Here is an 18,137-nt window from a genome sequence, read left to right as displayed (position 1 = left end):
AAACGCTGCCTCAAGCGCTACATCGCCCGCGAGCTCTACCGACGCCTCGAATCACCACCGCTCGCGGCTTGACCCGTCATAGGAGCGTCCTGATCATTCCGGGTCCTGGCTCACCACCGGTGGTGAGCCAGGACCCGTGATGACCAGGTCACCTGATCGTTCCGGGGCGGCTCGACGGGGCATCACCTGGTTCACAGCGCGGATCCATCTCCGGCTGGGATGCTGGAGCGCGTGCCGCTTCCCCGGACCGCTCTCGCTGCTGCCCTGCTCGCCCTCCCCGTCGGCTGGGTGGCCCGTGCCGCCTGGGGGATCCCCACGGCGCTGGGCGCGCACCGCCGTCGGCTGCGCCCGGTCGTCGCCGGCTCGCCGCACTTCAGCGAGGGCCGGTTCCACAACACCATGCCCACGCCGGCGCTCTCCCCGGCCAACGCCCGCAACGGCCTGCTGCGGCAGTGGCACGAGGAGCGGCACGTCGGCCTGCCCGGTGGCCGCATCCCGCTGGCCACCTCGCAGCTGCCCTCCCGGGCCGGCGAGCTCGCCGTCACCTGGTTCGGGCACGCCAGCGCCCTGCTCGAGGTGGACGGCAGCCGGGTGCTGGTCGACCCGGTGTGGGGCGAGCGGGTGTCGCCCTCGCCGCTGATCGGGCCGACCCGGCTGCACCCGGCGCCGATGCCGCTGGCCGAGCTGCCCCCGGTCGACGCGATCCTGATCTCCCACGACCACTACGACCACCTCGACCTGCCCACCGTCCGGGCCCTGCTCACCGGCCAGACGGCGCCGTTCGTCGTGCCACTGGGCATCGGGGAGCACCTGCGCAGGTGGGGGGTGCCCGACGAGCGCATCGTCGAGCTGGACTGGGACGGCGCCACGACGGTCGGCGAGCTGACCCTCACCTGCACCGAGGCGCGGCACTTCTCCGGTCGCTTCTTCTCCCGCGACACCACGCTGTGGGCGTCGTGGGCGATCACCGGGCCGCGGCACCGGGTGTTCTTCGGCGGGGACACCGGCTACACCCCCGCGTTCGCGCGGATCGGCGCCCAGCTGGGTCCCTTCGACCTCACGCTGCTGCCCATCGGCGCCTACAACGACGCCTGGCACGCCATCCACATGGACCCGGAGGAGGCGATGCGCGCGCACGAGGACCTCGGCGGGCGCCTCCTGCTCCCGATCCACTGGGCCACGTTCAACCTGGCCTTCCACCGGTGGGCCGAGCCCGCGCAGCGGCTGCGCGCCGCGGCGGAGAAGCGCGGAGCGCAGCTGGTGGTTCCCCGGCCCGGGCAGCGGATCGACGTCCTGGAGCCGCCGGAGCTGGAGGACTGGTGGAGCGCGGTCGGCTCGGCGGCGGAGCAGCCAGACCCGGCCGGCGAGCCGGGCCCAGGCCTGTCCACCGTCGCCCGCCTGGTCGCCTGGCTGCCGCTCGGGCGCGCCTGACCGGGCGGCCGGTCAGTACAGCTAGCGGAGGAGCTTGCTCATCCGCCGGTCGGCCAGCGGCTTGCCGCCGGTCTGGCAGGTCGGGCAGTACTGCAGCGACGTGTCGGCGAAGCTCACCTCGCGCACCGTGTCGCCGCAGACCGGGCAGGGGAGGCCGGTGCGCGCGTGCACCTGCAGGCCCGAGCGCTTCTCGCCCTTCATCGTCGCCGCACGCTGGCCCACCTGGCGCTCCAGCGCACCGGTGAGCGTGGCCCGCATCGCCTCGTGGAGACGGACCAGTTCGTCGTCGGTCAGCTTGTCGGCCATCTTGAACGGCGAGAGCCGCGCGGCGTGCAGGATCTCGTCGGAGTAGGCGTTGCCGATGCCCGAGAGCAGCGTCTGGTCGGTGAGTGCGCCCTTGAGCTGCCCGGACCGGCCGGCCATCAGGGCGGCGAAGGTCTCCCGGTCCACCTGGAGGGCATCGGGCCCCAGCCGCGCGATGCCCGGCACCTCGGCCGGCGAGCGCACGACGTAGAGCGCCAGCCCCTTGCGCGTCCCCTGCTCGGTGAGGTCGAAGCCGTTGCCGTCGTCCAGGTGCACGCGCAGCGCCAGCGGCCCCTTGCCGGGCTTGGGCGGCGCCGTCGGCAGGTTCTCCCGCCAGTGCAGCCAGCCGGCCCGGGCCAGGTGGACGACGAGGTGCAGGCCGGAGACGTCGAGGTCGAGGAACTTGCCGTGCCGGCCGGCGCCGGTGATCTCCAGCCCGCCCAGCGCCGACAGCGGGGGGTCGAACGTCTTGATCGCCTGCACCGCGGCCAGGTCGGCGCGGGTCAGCACGTGGCCGACGGCGTCCTCGCGCAGGAACGCGGCCAGCGCCTCCACCTCGGGCAACTCGGGCACCCGACCATGATCGCCCCGATCACCCGCGCCCGCCGCCCCCGATCAGCGGAATGCCCGTTCGACTGATCCGACATCCTGACTAGATAGACATCCTGACTAGTCGGCATTGCGCTCTAGTCATGCCGAACGACACCTGGCCCAGCGAGTGGCTGCGCGCAGTGCTGCCACTGTGCGTGCTCGCCGCGGTGGCCGACGAGGAGACCTACGGCTACGCGGTCGCTCAACGCCTGCAAGCAGGAGGGCTGGGCACCGTGAAGGGCGGCACGCTCTACCCGGTGCTCAACCGCCTCGAGGAGGAGGGCCTGGTGACCTCCTCCTGGCGCGAGGGCGCCGGCGGGCCCGGCCGCAAGTACTTCGCCGTCACCACGGCCGGCGCCGAGCACCTCGCCGCCCGCGCCGCCGCCTGGCAGTCCTTCACCGAGCGGGCCGCCGGTCTGCTCCCGTCCGTGAGGAGTTCCCGATGACCACCGACACCGCGACCTACCGGCGGGACCTGCTGCGCGCCCTGCGCAGCCACCACGTGGCACCCGAGCGGATGGGCGAGATCGTCGCCGAGGTCGAGAGCCACGTCGCCGAGACCGGCGAGACGCCGGTCGAGGCGTTCGGGCCGGCCGCCGAGTACGCCGCCGGTTTCGCCGGACCGCGGCCGCTCACCGCCCGGCTCGCCGGGATCGGGCTGATGGTGCTCGGCCTGGCGTGCGGCTGGCTCATCGCCAACGGCATCTTCGGCCTGGTCACGGACGAGCGGGTGCACGGCATGCCGGCCGGGGTCGCCCTGCTCGTCGGCGCGCTGCTCTGGCTTCCGCCCATGGTCGGCCAGCTCCGGCGCCAGCAGCCGGTGGCCGACCCGCGCACCGGTCGCCGGATCACCCCGGGACCGGGGGCGGTCGTCGCCTCGATGAGCGTGTTCCTGGTCCTCCTGGCCGGCGTGACCTGGCTGCTCGCCCTCCTGACGCAGTGACCTCCCGCCGGGCGGGTGGCGGGGAACGTTCCTAGGCTCGGCCGGTGCCGACCGCGCTGCTCTGGTTCCGCCGCGACCTCCGGCTGGGCGACCACCCCGCCCTGCTGGCCGCCCGCGACGCGGCCGGCCCGGACGGCGACGTCGTCCCCGTCTTCGTGTTCGACGACCGGCTCTACGACCCCTCCGGGAACCCGCGCCGTCGGTTCCTGCTCGACTGCCTGGCCGCGCTGGACGCCGACCTCGGCGGCGCGCTGGTCCTGCGGCGCGGCGACCCGGCCCGGGTGCTGCCCGACCTCGCCGCCGAGGTGGGGGCCACCTCGGTGCACGGAAGCGCCGACGCCGGCCCGTACGGCCGGCGTCGCGACGCGGCGGTGGAGCGCGCCCTGGGCGACGTGCCGCTGGTGCGCACCGGCTCGCCGTACCTGGTCACCCCGGGGCGGGTCACCAAGCGCGACGGCACCCCGTTCCAGGTCTTCTCCCCCTTCGCCCGGGCCTGGCGCGAGCACGGCTGGCGCGCCCCGGCGGCCTCCCCCGACGACGTCCGGTGGCGCACCGGCGTCCGCTCCGACGCCCCGCCCCCGGCGCCGGAGCTCGGGGGCGTCGCCCTTCCGCCCGCCGGGGAGGCCGCGGCGCTCGCCGCCTGGGCGCGCTTCCGCGACGAGCGGCTGACCGGCTACGCCGAGGGTCGCAACACCCCGGGCACGAGCGGCACCAGCCGGCTGTCCGCCTATCTGAAGTACGGCTGCATCCACCCGCGCACGCTCGTCGCCGACCTGGCCGGCGAGCAGGGCGAGTCGGTGCGCCGGTACACCGACGAGCTGGCCTGGCGGGACTTCTACGCCGACGTCCTGTGGCACCGGCCGGAGTCCGCCCGCGAGTACCTGAAGCCGGAGCTGCGGGCCATGGGCTACGACAGCGGTCCGGACGCCGACCAGCTGGTCGCCGCCTGGAAGGCCGGGCGCACCGGCTTCCCGATCGTCGACGCCGGCATGCGGCAGCTGCTGGGCGAGGCCTACGTGCACAACCGGGTGCGGATGATCGTCGCCTCGTTCCTGGTCAAGGACCTGCACCAGGAGTGGACGCTGGGCGCGAAGTACTTCATGGAGCACCTGGTCGACGGCGACCTGGCCAGCAACAACCACGGCTGGCAGTGGGTCGCCGGCACCGGCACCGACGCCTCGCCGTACTACCGGGTGTTCAACCCGATCACCCAGGGGAAGAAGTTCGACCCCGACGGCGCCTACGTGAAGCGCTGGGTGCCCGAGCTGCGCGACCTCGACCCGAAGCACGTGCACGAGCCGTGGACCGCCCCCGGCGGCATCCCGGCCGGCTACCCCGGGCCCGTGGTCGACCACGCGCACGAGCGGCAGGTCGCGCTGGACCGCTTCACCCGCCTCCGCGGCCGCTGATCCGGGCCTGTCCGGCGGCCCCCGGGACCGCCGGGATTGCGGTGGCGCGACGACGGCATGACGCCCGCGACGACCTGGTGGAGAGGCTGTTGCGGCGGCTTTCGGCGCCCCGATCCGGGAGTACACCTTTCCTCGCAGGCCCGCGCCAACGGGGCACGGGCCCGGCTGATGGAGGGCATCGTGAACAGATTCCGACTCGGTCCCCTGGCGGTCCTCGCCGGGGTGGTCGCGCTGCTGCTGGGGTTCCTCACCCCGGCGGCCGCCGCGGGCTCGGCCCGCGCGCCGTACTGCGGCCTGGTGTGGGGCTCGCTGCCGGAGAGCAGCGCGGCCGCCGCCGCCGGCCTGACCGTGAGCGACGTGCGCGCCGGACGGCACGCCTGCTTCGACCGCCTGGTCGTCGACCTGCGCGGCCCGGCGGCGGCGACCGGCTGGTCGGTCCGCTACGTCGACGCGGTGCACGAGGTCGGCTCGGGCGCGCCCGTGCCGCTGGCCGGTGGCGCCGCCCTGGAGGTCGTCGTCGACGCCCCGGCCTACGACCGGCACGGCAACGCCACCTACCTGCCGCCCAGCCGCGGCGCGGTCGTCGACGTCGCCGGGTTCCGGACGTTCGAGCAGGTCGCCTGGGCCGGCTCGTACGAGGGCAGCACCACGCTGGGGGTGGGCACCCGCGCCCGGCTGCCGTTCCGGACGTTCGTCCTGCTCGGCGCCCCGGGGAACGACGACGCCGTGCGCCTCGTGATCGACGTCGCGCACCGCTGGTGACCTCCCCCGCCCGTGCGGGATCTGCACGCCGGTGGGCTCCCCGGTCCGGGAGCGCGCCGGTGTCCAGCTCCCGCGCGGATCAGCCCTGGTGCAGCACCTCCACCACCACGCGGCTGGGGTCCTGGAGCCGGTAGACCCGGAAGGGCCGCTCGGCGGCGGTGCCGAGGAAGGCCACCAGCTCCCCCTCGAACACCGAGTCGACGGACACCTCGTCAACGGCCGGCCCGCCGAGGCCGAGCGGGTCGGGCCCGGAGTACGGCGCGACGCCGGTGTCCCCCGGCAGGCCCACACCGGTGAGGACGACCCGGAGGACGGCCTCCCCCGCCACCTCGACCGGCAGCCCGCTGCCCGCCGACCGCGCCTCCGGCACGTAGCGCACGTCCCAGCCGGGGAGCCCGGCGCCGTCGACCACGAAGACGACCCGGTCGAAGCCCTCGTGCTGCCCGACCCGCACGTCGGTCACGGTCACCGCCGCGCCGGCGGAGGGCACGGCGGTGTCCGGTCGGGTGTCGGCGACGAAGGGGCGTGGCGCGGTGGGGGACGCCTGCGGCTCCGTGGTCGAGGGCCGCGGCGTCGCGGGAGCAGCCGGGCCGGTCGCCGGCGGGGGGCTGAGGAAGACGGCGTAGTCGGCCGGGAGCAGCGGCTCGTCGGTGAGCGCGCCGGAGGGCAGCGGGGCCTCCACCGGCTCCCCCTCGCTGGTCAGCAGCACCGCCTCGACCCCCGGCAGGCTCGTGGCGGTCAGCACGATCTGCGCCACAGCCTGCCGGCTCGCCACCCCGGACGGCAGCGGCGCCGCCGCGGAGAGGTCGATCGTCGCGGTGGCACCGTCGATGCCGCCCACCGAGAGGGTCACCCCGGCGGGCAGCGCGGTGGACAGCCTCCGGGCCCGCTCCTCGTCGGTCGGCCCGTCCGCCAGCGCGGCGAGCAGCATGCCGAGCCGCTGCTCGGGCGAGCCGGCGCCGCTGTCGCGGGCCAGCGGGACGAGCGCCCCGTCGGCGCCGACCAGGTAGGCCCAGCCGGCCTCCTCGCGGGGGACGGGCGTCTGCTCGGCGGTGGCCCGCGGCGCCGGCGCGGCCAGCCCGTACGGGACGTCGGACGGCGCGATCGTCGACGGGTCGTCACCGGTGGGCACCCCGCACGCCGTCGCCGTGAGGAGCACGCCCAGCAGGCCGGCGGCGCCCAGGCGGCTCATGAGCGCGCCGCCGGCAACGAGAGCACGAAGCGGGCGCCGCCGGCCGGGCTGTCGGCGCACTCCGCCGTCCCGCCGTGCTGCGCCGTGGTCTCGGCCACGATGGCCAGCCCCAGCCCGGCCCCGGGCACCGAGCGCCGGGCCGAGCCGGGCGCGCGGGCGAAGCGCTCGAAGATCCGCTCGCGGTCGAGCACCGGCACGCCCGGCCCAGCGTCGTCCACGGTCACGAGCACCGTGCCCTCGCAGCGGTGGACCGCCACCCGCACCGGCCCGTCCCCGTAGCGGTCGGCGTTGTCGAGGAGGTTGCGCACCGCCCGCTCCAGCCGCGACTTGTCGCCGAGCACGGTGGTCCCGTCGCCGGGCTCGGCCACCAGCAGGCCGACGTCCCGGCCGGTTCCCTCCAGCACCTCCCGGACGAGCTCGCCCATGGAGACCGGGGCGGCGTCCAGCAGCGGGCCGGCGCCGTCGAACCAGGCCAGCTGCAGCAGGTCGTCCAGGGTCACCCGCAGCCGCGTCACCTCACCCTCCACCAGCGCCAGCGCCTCCTGCGCCCGCGCCGGCAGCTCCTGGCGCCGGGTGGCCAGCACCTCGACGCTCGTGGTCAGGCTGGTGAGCGGGCTGCGCAGCTCGTGGCTGACGTCGCCGACGAACCGGGCGTCGCGGCTGATCCGCGCGGAGAGGGCATCGACCATGCTGTTGAAGGCGGCCACGATGCCCACCAGGTCGGGGTCGTCGGTCGCCGGGAGGCGGGTGGACAGCTCGCCGCCGGCGATCCTCGTCGCGGCGCCGGCCACCTGCTCAAGCGGGAGCACCGCGCGCCGGCTGGCCCACGCCCCGAAGCCCGCGCCGGCCAGGGTGGCCACGCACGCCCCGGCCCCCAGGACGAGGGCCAGCGTGCGCAGCAGCCGCTCCAGGTCGTCCAGCGGCGACACCGCGTAGAACTCGATCCCGGCGCTCACCACCGGGACGGCGACGACGAGCTGCGGGCCGTCGGGCGTCTCCACCCGCATCGCCCCCGCCGCGCCCGTGGCCACGACGTCCTGGAGCTCCCCCGGGACGTTCCGGCCGCCGACGTCCAGACTCGAGGAGAACCAGTCCTCCCCGCTGCGCACGACGACCTCCGCGTCCCCGAACGGCACCAGCTCCCCGAGCACCCGGCCCACGTCCGCGCCCGCGGTGGACATTCGGTTGCGCAGCACGTCGGCGTCGGCGAACGCCTGCTGGGTGAGCGCCTGCTCCCGCTGCTCCACCACGTAGCTGCGCGCGAGCAGCCAGGTGGTCGTGACCAGCACGGCCGACACCAGCAGGGTGCTGGCCGCGAAGCCGAGCACGATCCGCGCCCGCAGCCCCCGCCGCCCCGGAACCCGGCTCACCAGCGGCTCACTGCGGGTCCAGGCGGTAGCCCAGGCCCCGGACCGTGACCACGAGCTGCGGCGAGCTCGGGTCGCGCTCGATCTTCGTCCGCAGCCGTCGCACGTGGACGTCGACGATCCGCTCGTCGCCGAAGAACCCGTGCTCCCAGACGCGTTCCAGCAGCGCCTGCCGGCTGAACACCCGCCCCGGCGCGCCGGCCAGCTCGCACAGCACGCGGTACTCGGTCAGCGTGAGCGGGACCTGCCGGTCGCCGCGGTGGACGGTGCCGCTGGCCTCCCGGAGGACCAGCGGCTCGTACGGGTCGGAGTCGAGGACGACGCCCGGCCGCGCGCCGGCGGACGGCGCGCCCGCCGGCGGCGGCGCGGTCCGGCGCCGCAGGGCCCGCAGCCGCGCGGTGATCTCCTTGATCTGGAAGGGCTTGGTCACGTAGTCGTCCGCGCCGACCTCCAGCGCGGCGACGATGTCCTGCGTGTCGGCACGGGCGCTGACCACCACGACGGGCAGGTCGTGGCCCTCCCGCACCTCGCGGATGACGGCGAAGCCGTCCATCGACCCCAGCATCAGGTCGACGATCATCATGTCCGGCGCCGCGATGCCGACCATGCGGACGGCCTCTTCCCCGGACGCCGCCTCGGCGACGTCGTACCCCTCGTCCTCCAGAGCCCACCGCAGCGCGGTGCGGATGGAGTCGTCGTCCTCCACGATGAGGATCCGCAGCGACACGCGGTCATGCTGCCACCGCGGAACGCGGCCCCAGGGTCCGCCGGCTCCCGTCATGCGATCGCAATGTCGCTGCCCGGGAGGTCGCAACCTCGGGCCGCGAAGCTGCTGGCAGACCGCGCGGACACCGACCGCCGAGGAGGCCGACGTGCGCCCTGCCGACCGCGTCCACCGGATTCCCCTCCCCGGCGGTGTCGCGCCCGGGCACGGCCCCGACGAGGTGGTGCTGCGGGTGACCGACGACATGCTCGCCGAGGGGGTGGCCGACATCCGCTGGCTGCTGCACGACGCCCTGCTCACGGGTGCGCGCTGGGTCGTCGTCGACGTCCGGGGCGTGGAGCACCTCACCGGGGCGGCGGCGGCCAGCCTCCTGTCCGCGCACCGCACCTGCCGGGCGCGGGGCGGCAGCGTGGTCCTCCGCGGGCCGAGCCGCCGGACCCTGGAGCTGCTGCGCCGCACCGGCCTGTCGCGGGTGCTGGGCCTGGAGGGCCTGGGCCGCTCCGCCTGAGCCGGCAGGCTCGCCGGAGCGCGGGCCGGGTGACGTCAGCCGACGAGCAACGTCGCTGGGTCCCGGTGGACCGCGGTGCGGACGACGAGCGCGACCGCGACGGCCGAGGCGGCGGCGAAGGCGGCGATGACGACCGGGGTCGGGGGCCCGGCGACCGCGACGGCGACCAGCCCCCAGACGACGGCGAGCGCGAACGGTCCGGCGGCGTGCCGCGCCGCCAGCACCAGCGCCGACGCGATCAGGCTGACGACCGCCAGCACCACGACCGCCCACACCTGGGCGGTGGTGCCGGACGCCGGCGCCCCCAGGGCCACCCCGGCCTGCCCGGCGTTGACCGCCGCTGCGACGGTCACCCAGCCGAGCAGCAGACCCGTCACCGCGGCCGGCAGCAACCGGCCCAGCCCTTCGATCCTGAGGTCCTGCAGCCGCGCCCAGGCGACCGCGGTGGCCGCCACGATGCAGAACAGCAGCACCAGCGGGACCAGCGGGACCGAGATGCCGATCAGCGGGAAGGCGATCTCCCACGCCGTGTTGCCGGCGAAGGCCGCGGCCAGCGGCCACCCGGTGCGCCGGTGCAGCTCGCGGCCGCGCTGGGCCGGCAACGCCTGGTAGGCCGCCCAGGCCAACGAGCCGGCGAAGATGACGCCCCAGATGGCGAAGGCGTAGCCGGCCGGGGTGATCAGCGAGCCGGTCTCGTCGCTGACCGCACCCACGCTGCGATCGGCGATCGCGGTGCCCAGCGGGCTGCCGGCGATCTGGGCGACGGCGGCGGTGAGCACCGCCGCGATCCGAAACCCATCGCCACGCGTGGCGTTCGTCGTCATCGTCGCGGTGTGCCCCGGTCGTGCACCGCCGAACCGGTCAACCGGGGGGCGACAGCGGCCGGGTCGGCGCCCGAACCCGGCGCTGCGGCCAGGCTCCTCGCCCACGCCCCCAGCCCGTCGACGTCCACCCCGTGGGGCGGCGCGGCCGCGTAGCCGGCGATGTTCCCCGCGCCACGCTCCAGCAGGGTCCGCGCACCCCGGCCGTTGCCCCGGGCCGCGTGCGTCAGGCCGACGGCGAGCTGCGCCAGCCCCCGCCACAGCTCGCGCTCGGCCTCCGGCGCCGACTTCCAGGCGTCCTCGAGCACCTCGTGGGCGTGGAAGGGGCGGCCCGCGTCCAGCAGCGCCTGGGCCTCGGCCAGCGCCACCGCCGGCGCCCGGACGACGCCCTCCGGCGCCCGCTCCTCACCGACCGCGCCGTGCGGCAGCGGCCGGCCCAGCGCGTCGCGCGGCCGCGCGTTCCGGGCCCGTCCCTCGACGTCCCGGTCCCGATCGCCCACGACCTCATCGTGCCGTACCTGCATCCGCACGGCCGACCCCGCCGGAAGCAGGGGTGTAGCACAACACTTCGACGAGAGGAACCACCGTGAGCACGAACCGCACGCTCGGCCGAACTGCCGGTGTCCTCAGCGCCACGGGTGCGCTGGTCCTGATGGCGACGCCGGCGCTGGCCGACAGCCACACCGCGACCGTCTCCGTCCTGCACGGCGTACCGGACACCCCGGTCGACGTCTACGCCAACGGCGAGCGACTGATCGACGACTTCCAGCCCGGCACGCTCGCCGGCCCGCTGCAGCTGCCGGCGGGGAGCTACGACCTGGCGCTCTACCCGGCCGACGCCGCCGACGCGTCCGGCGACCCGCTGCTGTCGGCCGACGACGTGGCGGTGCCCGCGGGCGCCAACGCCACGGTGGTCGCCCACCTCACCGAGGGGGGCGAGCCGGCGCTGACCCCGTTCGTCAACGAGACCGGTGACATCCCGGCCGGCCAGGCCCGGGTCACCGTGCGGCACGTCGCCGCCGCGCCCGCCGTCGACGTCCGCGCCGGTGGCCAGGTCGTGGTCGACGGGCTCACCAACCCCAACGGCGAGTCCCTCACCGTGCCGGCCGGCACCGTGAGCGCCGACGTCGTGCTCGCGGGCACGGACACCGTGGCCATCGGCCCGGCCGACCTGACGCTGGCCGAGGGCACCACGACGATCGTCTACGCGTGGGGCTCGCAGGAGGCCGGCTACGAGCTCGCCGTCCAGAACATCGACGGTTCGCACTCCGCTCCGGCGGGCGTCCCGGGCGGGAACGCCGGCCTGGCCGACGACTCCGGCGTCCCGCTGCCGGTGGGTGCGGCCGCCCTCGCCGGGGTCGCGCTGGCCGCGGCGGGCGCCGTCCGGCTCGCCCGCGCCGGCCGCTGACCGCGGTCGAGCGCAGGAGCACCTGATGCGTCCCGCCGCCGCAGCCGTCGCCGTGGGCCTGGCCCTCGCGGTCGGAGCCCCGACCGCCTGGGTCGTCACCCGGCCGGACGCGGCGGCGGGACCATCGCTCGAGCAGGCGCTGCCCGCTCCCGCCGTCCCCCCGACGGCGCTCCCGGAGCGGGCGGACCCGCCGTCGGTCGGGGTGCGCGACGCCTCCCCCGCCGCCGAACCGGGAAGCCCGCCCCCGGTCCGGGTCGAGCTGCCCGGGCTCGGGGCGGGCGCCCCGCTGGACGCCGTCGGCGTCACCGACGACGGCCAGATGGCGCTGCCCGAGGACGTCGGCCGGGTCGGCTGGTACCGCTTCGGGCCACGCCCCGGGGAGGCCGGCAACGCCGTCCTGGCCGGGCACGTGGACGACGCCGAGCAGGGGGCCGGCGCCCTCTTCCGGCTCCGTGAGATCGCTCCCGGCGACGAGGTCACCGTGACCGACGACGCCGGGATCACCACGCGCTGGCGGGTGGTCAGCCGGGAGCTCCTGCACAAGGAGACGCTCCCGGTGGAGACCCTCTTCGCCCGCGCGGGGCCCCCGCGGCTGGTGCTCATCACCTGCGGCGGTCCCTTCCTCCCGGAGTACCGCAGCTACCGCGACAACGTCGTCGTGGTCGCCGAGCCGGTGGTCGGCAGCGCGCCGTGACCGGGGTGCTCCCCCCACGGACGGCCGGCCTCGGTAGCGTCCGGGGCGTGACCTCCGATCCGCGACCCGCGCCGCCCGGCGCCGCGGAGCCGGACGACGCCGAGGTGGGCCGCCGGTTCGCCGCCGGCGACGAGCAGGCGCTCGCGCTGGCCTACGAGCGGTGGGCCGGCCAGGTGCACGGCATGGCGGTGCGCGCCTTCGGCTCCGGCCCGGACGCCGAGGACGTCACGCAGCAGACCTTCATCTCCGCCTGGACCGGGCGCACCCGGTACCGACCGGAGCAGGGGCCGCTGCCCGCGTGGCTGACCGGGGTCTGCCGGCACAAGATCGCCGACACGTGGGCGCGACGGGACCGGCTCCGGCGGGAGGCCGAGGCCGCCATCAGCCAGGCTCAGGCCGCACCGGGCGACGGGGCCACGCCCGCCGTCGACACCGCCGTCGCCGACCGGATGCTCGTGCTCGACGAGCTGGACCGCCTGGGGCAACCGCAGCGCGGAATCATCGAGCTGGCGTTCTTCGCCGACCTCACCCACGCCCAGATCGCCGAGCAGACCGGCATCCCGCTGGGCACGGTGAAATCCCATATCCGCCGCACTCTCGAACGCCTGAGGACCCGATTGGAGGTGGACGGTGCCGCACTCACAGCCTGACCAGATCGCCCTCGCCGCGCTGGGCGAGACCCTGCCGGCGGACGACGCCGCCCACCTCGCGTCCTGCGCGCAGTGCCGGGCGGAGGTGGCCGCCCTGCGGCGGGCGGTCGACGCCGTGGCGGTGCCCGAGTTCGCCGTCCCCGCCGCGCCGGTGACACCGCCGGCGTCGGTGTGGGCGTCCATCGCGGCCGCCACCGGGGTCTCCGTCGCGCCCCCCGCCGTCGCGGCTCCCGCCGACGAGCCTCCCGCCGTCCTGCCTCCCGCCGTCGCGGCCTCCGCCGCCGGCTCCACCGCCGCCGAGCCGCCGGACGAGTCCGCGCCCGGCGCCCGGGTGGTGCCCCTCCGGTCCCGCCGCCCCCGGCTGCTGCTGGCCGCGGCGGCCGCGGTCGTCGGAGCCGTGGTGGGCGCCGGGGCGGTGGCGGTGCTGCAGGGCGGGGACGACGCCGAGCCGGTCACCGCGGTGGCGCTGGACCCCCTCGGCGAGGACCCTGCCTCCGGCCGGGCCGAGGTCGTCGTCCGGGACGACGGGTCCCGGGCCCTGCAGGTCGACCTCGACGCGCCTGCGCTGGCGGGGGAGTACTACGAGATCTGGCTGATCGAGCCCGACGTCGTGGAGATGGTCCCGCTGGGGGTCCTGCGGCCGGGCAGCCAGACCTTCGAGCTGCCGGAGGGTCTCGATCTGGCCGCGTACCCGATCGTCGACGTCTCCGTCGAGCCCCTGGACGGCGACCCGGCGCACTCGGGGGTCTCGGTGGCCCGCGGTGTGCTGGACAGCTGAGCGGCGCCCGGCGTGTTCCCGGTGACCGATCCGGACCACGGCGCCCTTCCCTCGGGAGGCCTGCCCTCCGAGGACCTGGGCGCCGCCTGGCGGTCGGTGCGGCCCCGGCCGCCCGGCATCCACCTGGACAGCGCCGCGTCCAGCCGGCAGAGCCACCGGGCGTTGGAGGCCGCGGCGCACCACGCCCGGCACGAGGCGGAGCTGGGCGGCTACGTCGCAGAGGCCACCGCCGACCACCTGCTGCAGCAGGGCCGCTCCGTGCTGGGCGGCCTGGTCGGCATGGCGGCCGCCGACGTCGCCTTCGTGGAGTCCGCGCAGGCGGCCCTGGCGGCGCTGCTCGGCGGCTGGCGGCTGCCGGCCGGCAGCCGGGTGGCCTGCCTGCCCGGTGAGTACGCGCCGAACGTCGCCCAGCTCCGGGCCGCGGGCCTCCGTCCCGAGCCGCTGCCGGTCGACGGGCTGGGCCGCGCCGACCTCGACGGGGTGGCGCGGCTGCTGGCCACCGATCCGCCGCGGTTCGTGCACCTGACGCACGTCGGCAGCCACCGGGGGCTGCTCCAGCCGGCCCGCGAGGTGTCCGACCTGTGCCGCGCCGCGGGCGTACCGCTGGTGCTCGACGCCGCCCAGTCCCTCGGGCACGTCGACGTCGACCTCGGCGCCGACGTCGTCTACGGCACCTCCCGCAAGTGGCTGGCCGGCCCCCGGGGCGTGGGGATGCTGTTCGCCCGGCCGGCGATCGCCGCGGAGCTCGTCCCGGTGCTGCCCGAGCCGGAGGGCGAGCCGCCGCTACGGGCGTTCGAGTCCGGCGAGGCGCACGTGGCCGGCCGGGTCGGGCTGGTCGTGGCGCTGGGCGAGCACCTCGCCGCCGGCCCGGACCGGGTGCGCGCGCGGCTGGCCGCGCTAGGCCGGGCCACCCGGGAGCTGCTGGACGGCGTCGCCGGGTGGCGGGTCGTCGAGCCGGCCGCCGAGCCCACCGCCACCACGACGCTCCGGCCGCCCGAGGGCACCGACGTCGTCGAGACGCGGACCCGGCTCCTCACCGAGCACGGCATCGTGCTGAGCGCCATCGGCCCGGAGCGCGCACCGGGGGAGATGACCGGCCCGGTGCTGCGGGTCTCCCCGCACCTGGACGCGACCCTCGAGGACCTGGAGGCGCTCGCCGCGGCCCTGTGAGGCACGGTCAGCCGGCGTACTCCGGCGCGGCTGGCAGCCCGAAGAAATCCTCCAGCGTGGCGACCCCGGTGTCGTGCAGCTCGGTCGCCAGCTCCACCCCGACGTACCGGACGTGCCAGGGCTCGAACTTGTAGCCGGTGATGCCCTGGGACCCGTCCGGGTACCGGACGAGGAATCCGAAGCGGTGCGCGTTGGCGGCCACCCACTGCCCCTCCGCCGTGGTGGCGAAGCAGCTCTCGATGTGGCACCCGCCGCCACCCAGGTCGGCGGCCAGCCCGGTCTGGTGCTCGCTGAAGCCGGGACGGGCGCTGCGCTGCTCGGCGCCGTCCTCCCCGAAGCGCGCCACCGCGTTGGCGAACAGGCGCTGCTGGTGGTCGTAGGGCCGGAAGGCGCTCTCCACGGAGATGACGAGCCCGGCCGCGGCCGCCTCGGCCAGCATCTCCGTCATCGCCCGGGCGGCCTCCGACCGCAGCTGGTAGCCGCCGCCGACGTCCACCAGGTCGGCCGGCCGGTAGTCGATCGGGGCGAGCGAGCGGAGCTTGTCGACCACCACCCAGATGCTGTCCGGCGCGTCGATGGACAGCCGGCTGCGGTCGAACGTCGGCGGAGCGGGGGGCGGGGCGGGCTCGGGCGGCGTGCTCGGCGGCGTCCGCGGGGTCGGTGCCGTGGTCGTCGGTGCCGTGGTCGTCGGTGCCGTGGTGGTCGGTGCCGTGGTGGTCGGTGCCGTGGTGGTCGGTGCCGTGGTGGTCGGTGCCGGGGTGGTCGGTGCCGTGGTGACGGTGCCCGCGGAGTCCGCGGGATCCAGCAGGACCACTGCCGTCGCAGCGCCGGCCGCGACGAGGACGACGGCCGAGGCACCCAGCAGCCACCGCCGGGAACGGCCCCGCCGCGGGGCTCGAACGGGGGTGGTGTCGGTGCGCAGGTCGGGTCCTCTCCTCGTGGTCGGCCCCCACTGTCGCACCGGGCCCGCGCCGGCAGCCCGGAGCCCCGGAACGTGGTGCGGCGCCACGGTCTTGCGTCCAGGGCGACCATGGTCCTATGGTTCATTACATGAGTAATGAACCAGAGCACCTGTTCGCAAGGTGCAGGGGGCCGTACCCGTGATCGACGACGGCGGGCCCATCTTCCGCCAGGTCGCCGACCTGATCGAGAACGCGATCGTCGACGGGTCCCTCGCCGAGGAGACCCAGGCGCCCTCGTCCAACGAGCTCGCCGCCTTCCACCGGATCAACCCCGCCACCGCGGCCAAAGGCCTCAACGAGCTGGTCACCGACGGGGTCCTCTACAAGAGACGAGGAGTCGGGATGTTCGTCGCCACGGGCGCCCGCGAGCAGCTGCTCAAGCGTCGGCGCAGCGAGTTCGCCGACCAGTACGTCCGCCCCCTGATGGCCGAGGCCCAGAAGCTCGGCATCCCCGCCCGCGACCTCGCGGCCATGATCCACGAGTGGGAGACCCAGCGATGACCGCCGCAGCGACCGTCCAGGACGTCACCATGCGCTTCCGGGGGCACACCGCGCTCGACGGCGTCGACACCGCGTTCGAGGAGGGCGCCATCACCGGCCTGCTGGGCCGCAACGGGGCCGGCAAGACCACCCTGATGCAGGTGCTGACCGGCCAGCGGGTGCCCACCAGCGGCCGGGTCGAGGTCTTCGGCGCCCGCCCCTACGAGAACGACCGGGTGCTGCGGGACATCTGTTTCATCAAGGAGGGGCAGCGGTACCCGGACCACTTCCGCGTGCAGGACGCCATGACGGCGGCGGGCCTGTTCTTCCCCGACTGGGACGCCGACCTGGCGCGCACCCTGCTGGCCGACTTCGACCTGCCGGGACGGCGCCCCATCAAGAAGCTGTCCCGCGGGATGAACTCCGCGGTCGGCATCATCATCGGCCTCGCCTCGCGGGCACCGCTCACGCTCTTCGACGAGCCCTACCTCGGGCTGGACGCCGTCGCGCGCCAGCTGTTCTACGACCGGCTGATCGCCGCCTACGCCGAGCACCCGCGCACCGTCGTCCTCTCCACGCACCTCATCGAGGAGATCGCCGGGCTCCTGGAGCACGTCCTCCTGCTCGACCGGGGAAGGGTGCTGCTGGACGCCGACGCCGAGTCGCTGCGCAACAGCGCCCTCACGGTGACCGGCCCCGAGGAGGCGGTGCAGGCCTTCGCCCGGAAGCACGAGCTGCTGCACACCGAGTCGCTCGCCGGCCGGTCGCGGGCCGTCATCCGCCTCGCCCGACCGGCGGACCGCGGCTCGGCCGCGGCACATGGCCTCTCCGTCGAGCCCACCAACCTGCAGCAGCTCGTGGTCGCCATGAGCCTGCAGGCCCCCGCCGCGCGCGGCCCGCGCTCCCTCACCCCCGCCACGGACCTCGAGGAGGTCTCCTGATGCACCGCGTCCTGCAGGCCGCACGCCTGCACCTCATCCACCCGCTCGTCATCCTCGGCATCCCGTGGCTGGTCGTCTCGATCAGCTTCGCCGTCAACGTCGTGGTCTGGCACCTCACGCCGGCCGGCGAGGACGAGAACAGCTTCTCCGGAGGCGTGCTCGCCCTCTACTTCACCGTCCTGGCGGTGTACGTGCAGGCGGTGACCCAGCTGCTGCCCTTCGCCATGGGGGTCAGCCTGAGCCGGCGCACCTTCTACCTCGGGACAGCCCTCGTCGCCGTCGTCCAGTCCCTCTTCTACGGCGTGGCGATCGCCGTGCTCGTCGCCATCGAGAACGCGACCGGCGGCTGGGGCGCCGGGCTGGACTTCTGGGCGCCGGCCGTGTTCGAGGCGGACAACCCGTTCCTGCAGATCCTGAGTTCCGGTGCACCGATGCTGATCTTCACGTTCGCCGGCGTGGGCGTCGGCGTCGTGCACAAGCGCTGGGGGCAGGGTGGCACCTGGGGCCTGATCATCGCGTCGCTGCTCTTCTTCGGCGGCCTCGCGATCCTGATCACCTGGCGTGATGCCTGGGGGAGCGTGGGCCGCTGGTTCGTCGACCAGTCGGCCGCCACCCTCACGATCGGGTTGCCCGCCCTGGTCGCGCTCGTCATCGCACTGATCACCTACCCGGGCATCCGTCGCGTCGTGCCCTGATCCCACTGGCGAACACCCACCCGGGCGCTGACCGCATCGAGGCCCTGTTCCGCCACGTGACGGAACAGGCCCTCGATGCATCGGCCGCGATGCATGTGTGCAGGCCCATGCCGCGCCGCCGGCCTGACGACCGGGGCACGCGCGACCGACTCGGCCGACACCTCCGACGACGCGCTGCTTGAGAGTGAGCGCACGAAGACCGAATGGACGAACGGGGAACGCACGAAGGGGCCCCAGCACGGATGCTGGGGCCCCTTCGGGAATGGTTGTCCGGCGGCGTCCTACTCTCCCACCCCGTCTCCAGGGCA

Annotated in this window: 21 protein-coding genes; 14 read left to right on the top strand and 7 right to left on the bottom strand. The window is 75.6% G+C overall.

What is annotated here, in order from left to right; all coding sequences use genetic code 11:
- Positions 1 to 231 precede the first annotated feature (231 nt).
- Positions 232 to 1,431 (top strand): MBL fold metallo-hydrolase, encoded by a 1,200-nt coding sequence (locus BD833_RS22440; RefSeq protein ID WP_243737894.1) that lies wholly within the window; start codon positions 232 to 234, stop codon positions 1,429 to 1,431.
- A 21-nt stretch (positions 1,432 to 1,452) separates the two neighbouring features.
- On the opposite strand, the gene BD833_RS22435 is transcribed toward BD833_RS22440, so the two are convergent.
- On the bottom strand, positions 1,453 to 2,307 hold the full coding sequence (locus BD833_RS22435) for an Fpg/Nei family DNA glycosylase (RefSeq protein WP_166535383.1): 855 nt from the start codon (positions 2,305 to 2,307) through the stop codon (positions 1,453 to 1,455).
- A gap of 119 nt (positions 2,308 to 2,426) precedes the next feature.
- On the opposite strand from BD833_RS22435, the gene BD833_RS22430 reads away from it, so the two are divergent.
- The 4 genes from BD833_RS22430 (at position 2,427) to BD833_RS22415 (ending at position 5,439) form a co-directional block, all read left to right on the top strand.
- The gene (locus tag BD833_RS22430; protein ID WP_166535382.1) at positions 2,427 to 2,771 is read left to right on the top strand and encodes a PadR family transcriptional regulator; all 345 of its coding nucleotides are present in this window, start codon (positions 2,427 to 2,429) and stop codon (positions 2,769 to 2,771) included.
- On the top strand, positions 2,768 to 3,268 hold the full coding sequence (locus BD833_RS22425) for an HAAS signaling domain-containing protein (protein WP_166535381.1): 501 nt from the start codon (positions 2,768 to 2,770) through the stop codon (positions 3,266 to 3,268). Before BD833_RS22430 ends, BD833_RS22425 begins: the two co-directional genes overlap by 4 nt.
- A gap of 44 nt (positions 3,269 to 3,312) precedes the next feature.
- On the top strand, positions 3,313 to 4,677 hold the full coding sequence (locus tag BD833_RS22420) for a cryptochrome/photolyase family protein (protein ID WP_166535380.1): 1,365 nt from the start codon (positions 3,313 to 3,315) through the stop codon (positions 4,675 to 4,677).
- A gap of 180 nt (positions 4,678 to 4,857) precedes the next feature.
- Entirely contained in the window at positions 4,858 to 5,439 is a 582-nt protein-coding gene (locus BD833_RS22415) for an AMIN-like domain-containing (lipo)protein (protein WP_243737893.1), read from the top strand.
- 79 nt (positions 5,440 to 5,518) lie between these two features.
- Here the strand turns inward: BD833_RS22415 and BD833_RS22410 are convergent, their stop codons facing one another.
- From BD833_RS22410 to BD833_RS22400, 3 genes are read right to left on the bottom strand one after another with little or no spacing between them, the layout of a single operon-like run.
- Positions 5,519 to 6,631 carry an AMIN-like domain-containing (lipo)protein gene (locus BD833_RS22410; protein ID WP_166535378.1) on the bottom strand — a complete coding sequence of 371 codons (1,113 nt, stop codon included), beginning with the start codon at positions 6,629 to 6,631 and terminating at the stop codon, positions 5,519 to 5,521.
- The gene (locus BD833_RS22405) at positions 6,628 to 8,001 is read right to left on the bottom strand and encodes a sensor histidine kinase (RefSeq protein ID WP_243737892.1); all 1,374 of its coding nucleotides are present in this window, start codon (positions 7,999 to 8,001) and stop codon (positions 6,628 to 6,630) included. Before BD833_RS22405 ends, BD833_RS22410 begins: the two co-directional genes overlap by 4 nt.
- Before the next feature lie 7 nt (positions 8,002 to 8,008).
- A complete protein-coding gene (locus BD833_RS22400; RefSeq protein WP_166535377.1) occupies positions 8,009 to 8,725 on the bottom strand; it encodes a response regulator transcription factor in 717 nt (238 codons plus the stop codon).
- 145 nt (positions 8,726 to 8,870) lie between these two features.
- Between BD833_RS22400 and BD833_RS22395 the strand changes: the two genes are divergently transcribed.
- Positions 8,871 to 9,230, top strand: coding sequence for an STAS domain-containing protein (locus tag BD833_RS22395; protein ID WP_243737891.1), 360 nt, complete (start codon positions 8,871 to 8,873; stop codon positions 9,228 to 9,230).
- A 35-nt stretch (positions 9,231 to 9,265) separates the two neighbouring features.
- Here BD833_RS22395 and BD833_RS22390 read toward each other — a convergent pair whose 3' ends face one another.
- Both BD833_RS22390 and BD833_RS22385 read right to left on the bottom strand, forming a co-directional pair.
- Entirely contained in the window at positions 9,266 to 10,054 is a 789-nt protein-coding gene (locus tag BD833_RS22390) for a hypothetical protein (RefSeq protein ID WP_166535375.1), read from the bottom strand.
- On the bottom strand, positions 10,051 to 10,551 hold the full coding sequence (locus BD833_RS22385) for a DUF309 domain-containing protein (protein WP_166535374.1): 501 nt from the start codon (positions 10,549 to 10,551) through the stop codon (positions 10,051 to 10,053). The genes BD833_RS22390 and BD833_RS22385 overlap by 4 nt, the downstream gene beginning before the upstream one ends.
- A gap of 86 nt (positions 10,552 to 10,637) precedes the next feature.
- Here BD833_RS22385 and BD833_RS22380 point away from each other — a divergent pair, with 86 nt between their 5' ends.
- Genes BD833_RS22380 through egtE form a run of 5 tightly spaced genes read left to right on the top strand, consistent with a single transcriptional unit; the run spans position 10,638 to position 14,751 of the window.
- The gene (locus BD833_RS22380) at positions 10,638 to 11,459 is read left to right on the top strand and encodes a DUF4397 domain-containing protein (protein WP_208092843.1); all 822 of its coding nucleotides are present in this window, start codon (positions 10,638 to 10,640) and stop codon (positions 11,457 to 11,459) included.
- 25 nt (positions 11,460 to 11,484) lie between these two features.
- Positions 11,485 to 12,153 (top strand): class F sortase, encoded by a 669-nt coding sequence (locus BD833_RS22375; RefSeq protein WP_166535373.1) that lies wholly within the window; start codon positions 11,485 to 11,487, stop codon positions 12,151 to 12,153.
- A gap of 47 nt (positions 12,154 to 12,200) precedes the next feature.
- Positions 12,201 to 12,803: an RNA polymerase sigma factor gene (locus BD833_RS22370; protein ID WP_243737890.1), complete on the top strand. Its 603-nt coding sequence runs from the start codon at positions 12,201 to 12,203 to the stop codon at positions 12,801 to 12,803.
- Entirely contained in the window at positions 12,784 to 13,581 is a 798-nt protein-coding gene (locus tag BD833_RS22365; protein ID WP_166535371.1) for an anti-sigma factor, read from the top strand. The genes BD833_RS22370 and BD833_RS22365 overlap by 20 nt, the downstream gene beginning before the upstream one ends.
- Positions 13,582 to 13,602: 21 nt before the next feature.
- Complete coding sequence (gene egtE / locus BD833_RS22360; RefSeq protein ID WP_243737889.1) at positions 13,603 to 14,751, top strand: ergothioneine biosynthesis PLP-dependent enzyme EgtE; 1,149 nt, start codon at positions 13,603 to 13,605, stop codon at positions 14,749 to 14,751.
- Positions 14,752 to 14,758: 7 nt separating this feature from the next.
- On the opposite strand, the gene BD833_RS22355 is transcribed toward egtE, so the two are convergent.
- Positions 14,759 to 15,712, bottom strand: a complete 954-nt coding sequence (locus tag BD833_RS22355) for a M15 family metallopeptidase (protein WP_166535370.1) — start codon at positions 15,710 to 15,712, stop codon at positions 14,759 to 14,761.
- A gap of 139 nt (positions 15,713 to 15,851) precedes the next feature.
- On the opposite strand from BD833_RS22355, the gene BD833_RS22350 reads away from it, so the two are divergent.
- The 3 genes from BD833_RS22350 to BD833_RS22340 are packed head-to-tail and all read left to right on the top strand — an operon-like array spanning position 15,852 to position 17,829.
- Complete coding sequence (locus BD833_RS22350; protein ID WP_208092842.1) at positions 15,852 to 16,214, top strand: GntR family transcriptional regulator; 363 nt, start codon at positions 15,852 to 15,854, stop codon at positions 16,212 to 16,214.
- Entirely contained in the window at positions 16,211 to 17,134 is a 924-nt protein-coding gene (locus BD833_RS22345) for an ABC transporter ATP-binding protein (RefSeq protein ID WP_166535369.1), read from the top strand. Before BD833_RS22350 ends, BD833_RS22345 begins: the two co-directional genes overlap by 4 nt.
- Positions 17,134 to 17,829, top strand: coding sequence for a hypothetical protein (locus BD833_RS22340; RefSeq protein ID WP_166535368.1), 696 nt, complete (start codon positions 17,134 to 17,136; stop codon positions 17,827 to 17,829). Before BD833_RS22345 ends, BD833_RS22340 begins: the two co-directional genes overlap by 1 nt.
- Positions 17,830 to 18,137 lie beyond the last annotated feature (308 nt).

Origin of the sequence: Blastococcus xanthinilyticus, assembly GCF_008124835.1 — a bacterium.
Taxonomy (GTDB): Bacteria; Actinomycetota; Actinomycetes; order Mycobacteriales; family Geodermatophilaceae; genus Blastococcus; species Blastococcus xanthinilyticus.
This window is presented reverse-complemented; position numbering and strand designations above follow the sequence as displayed.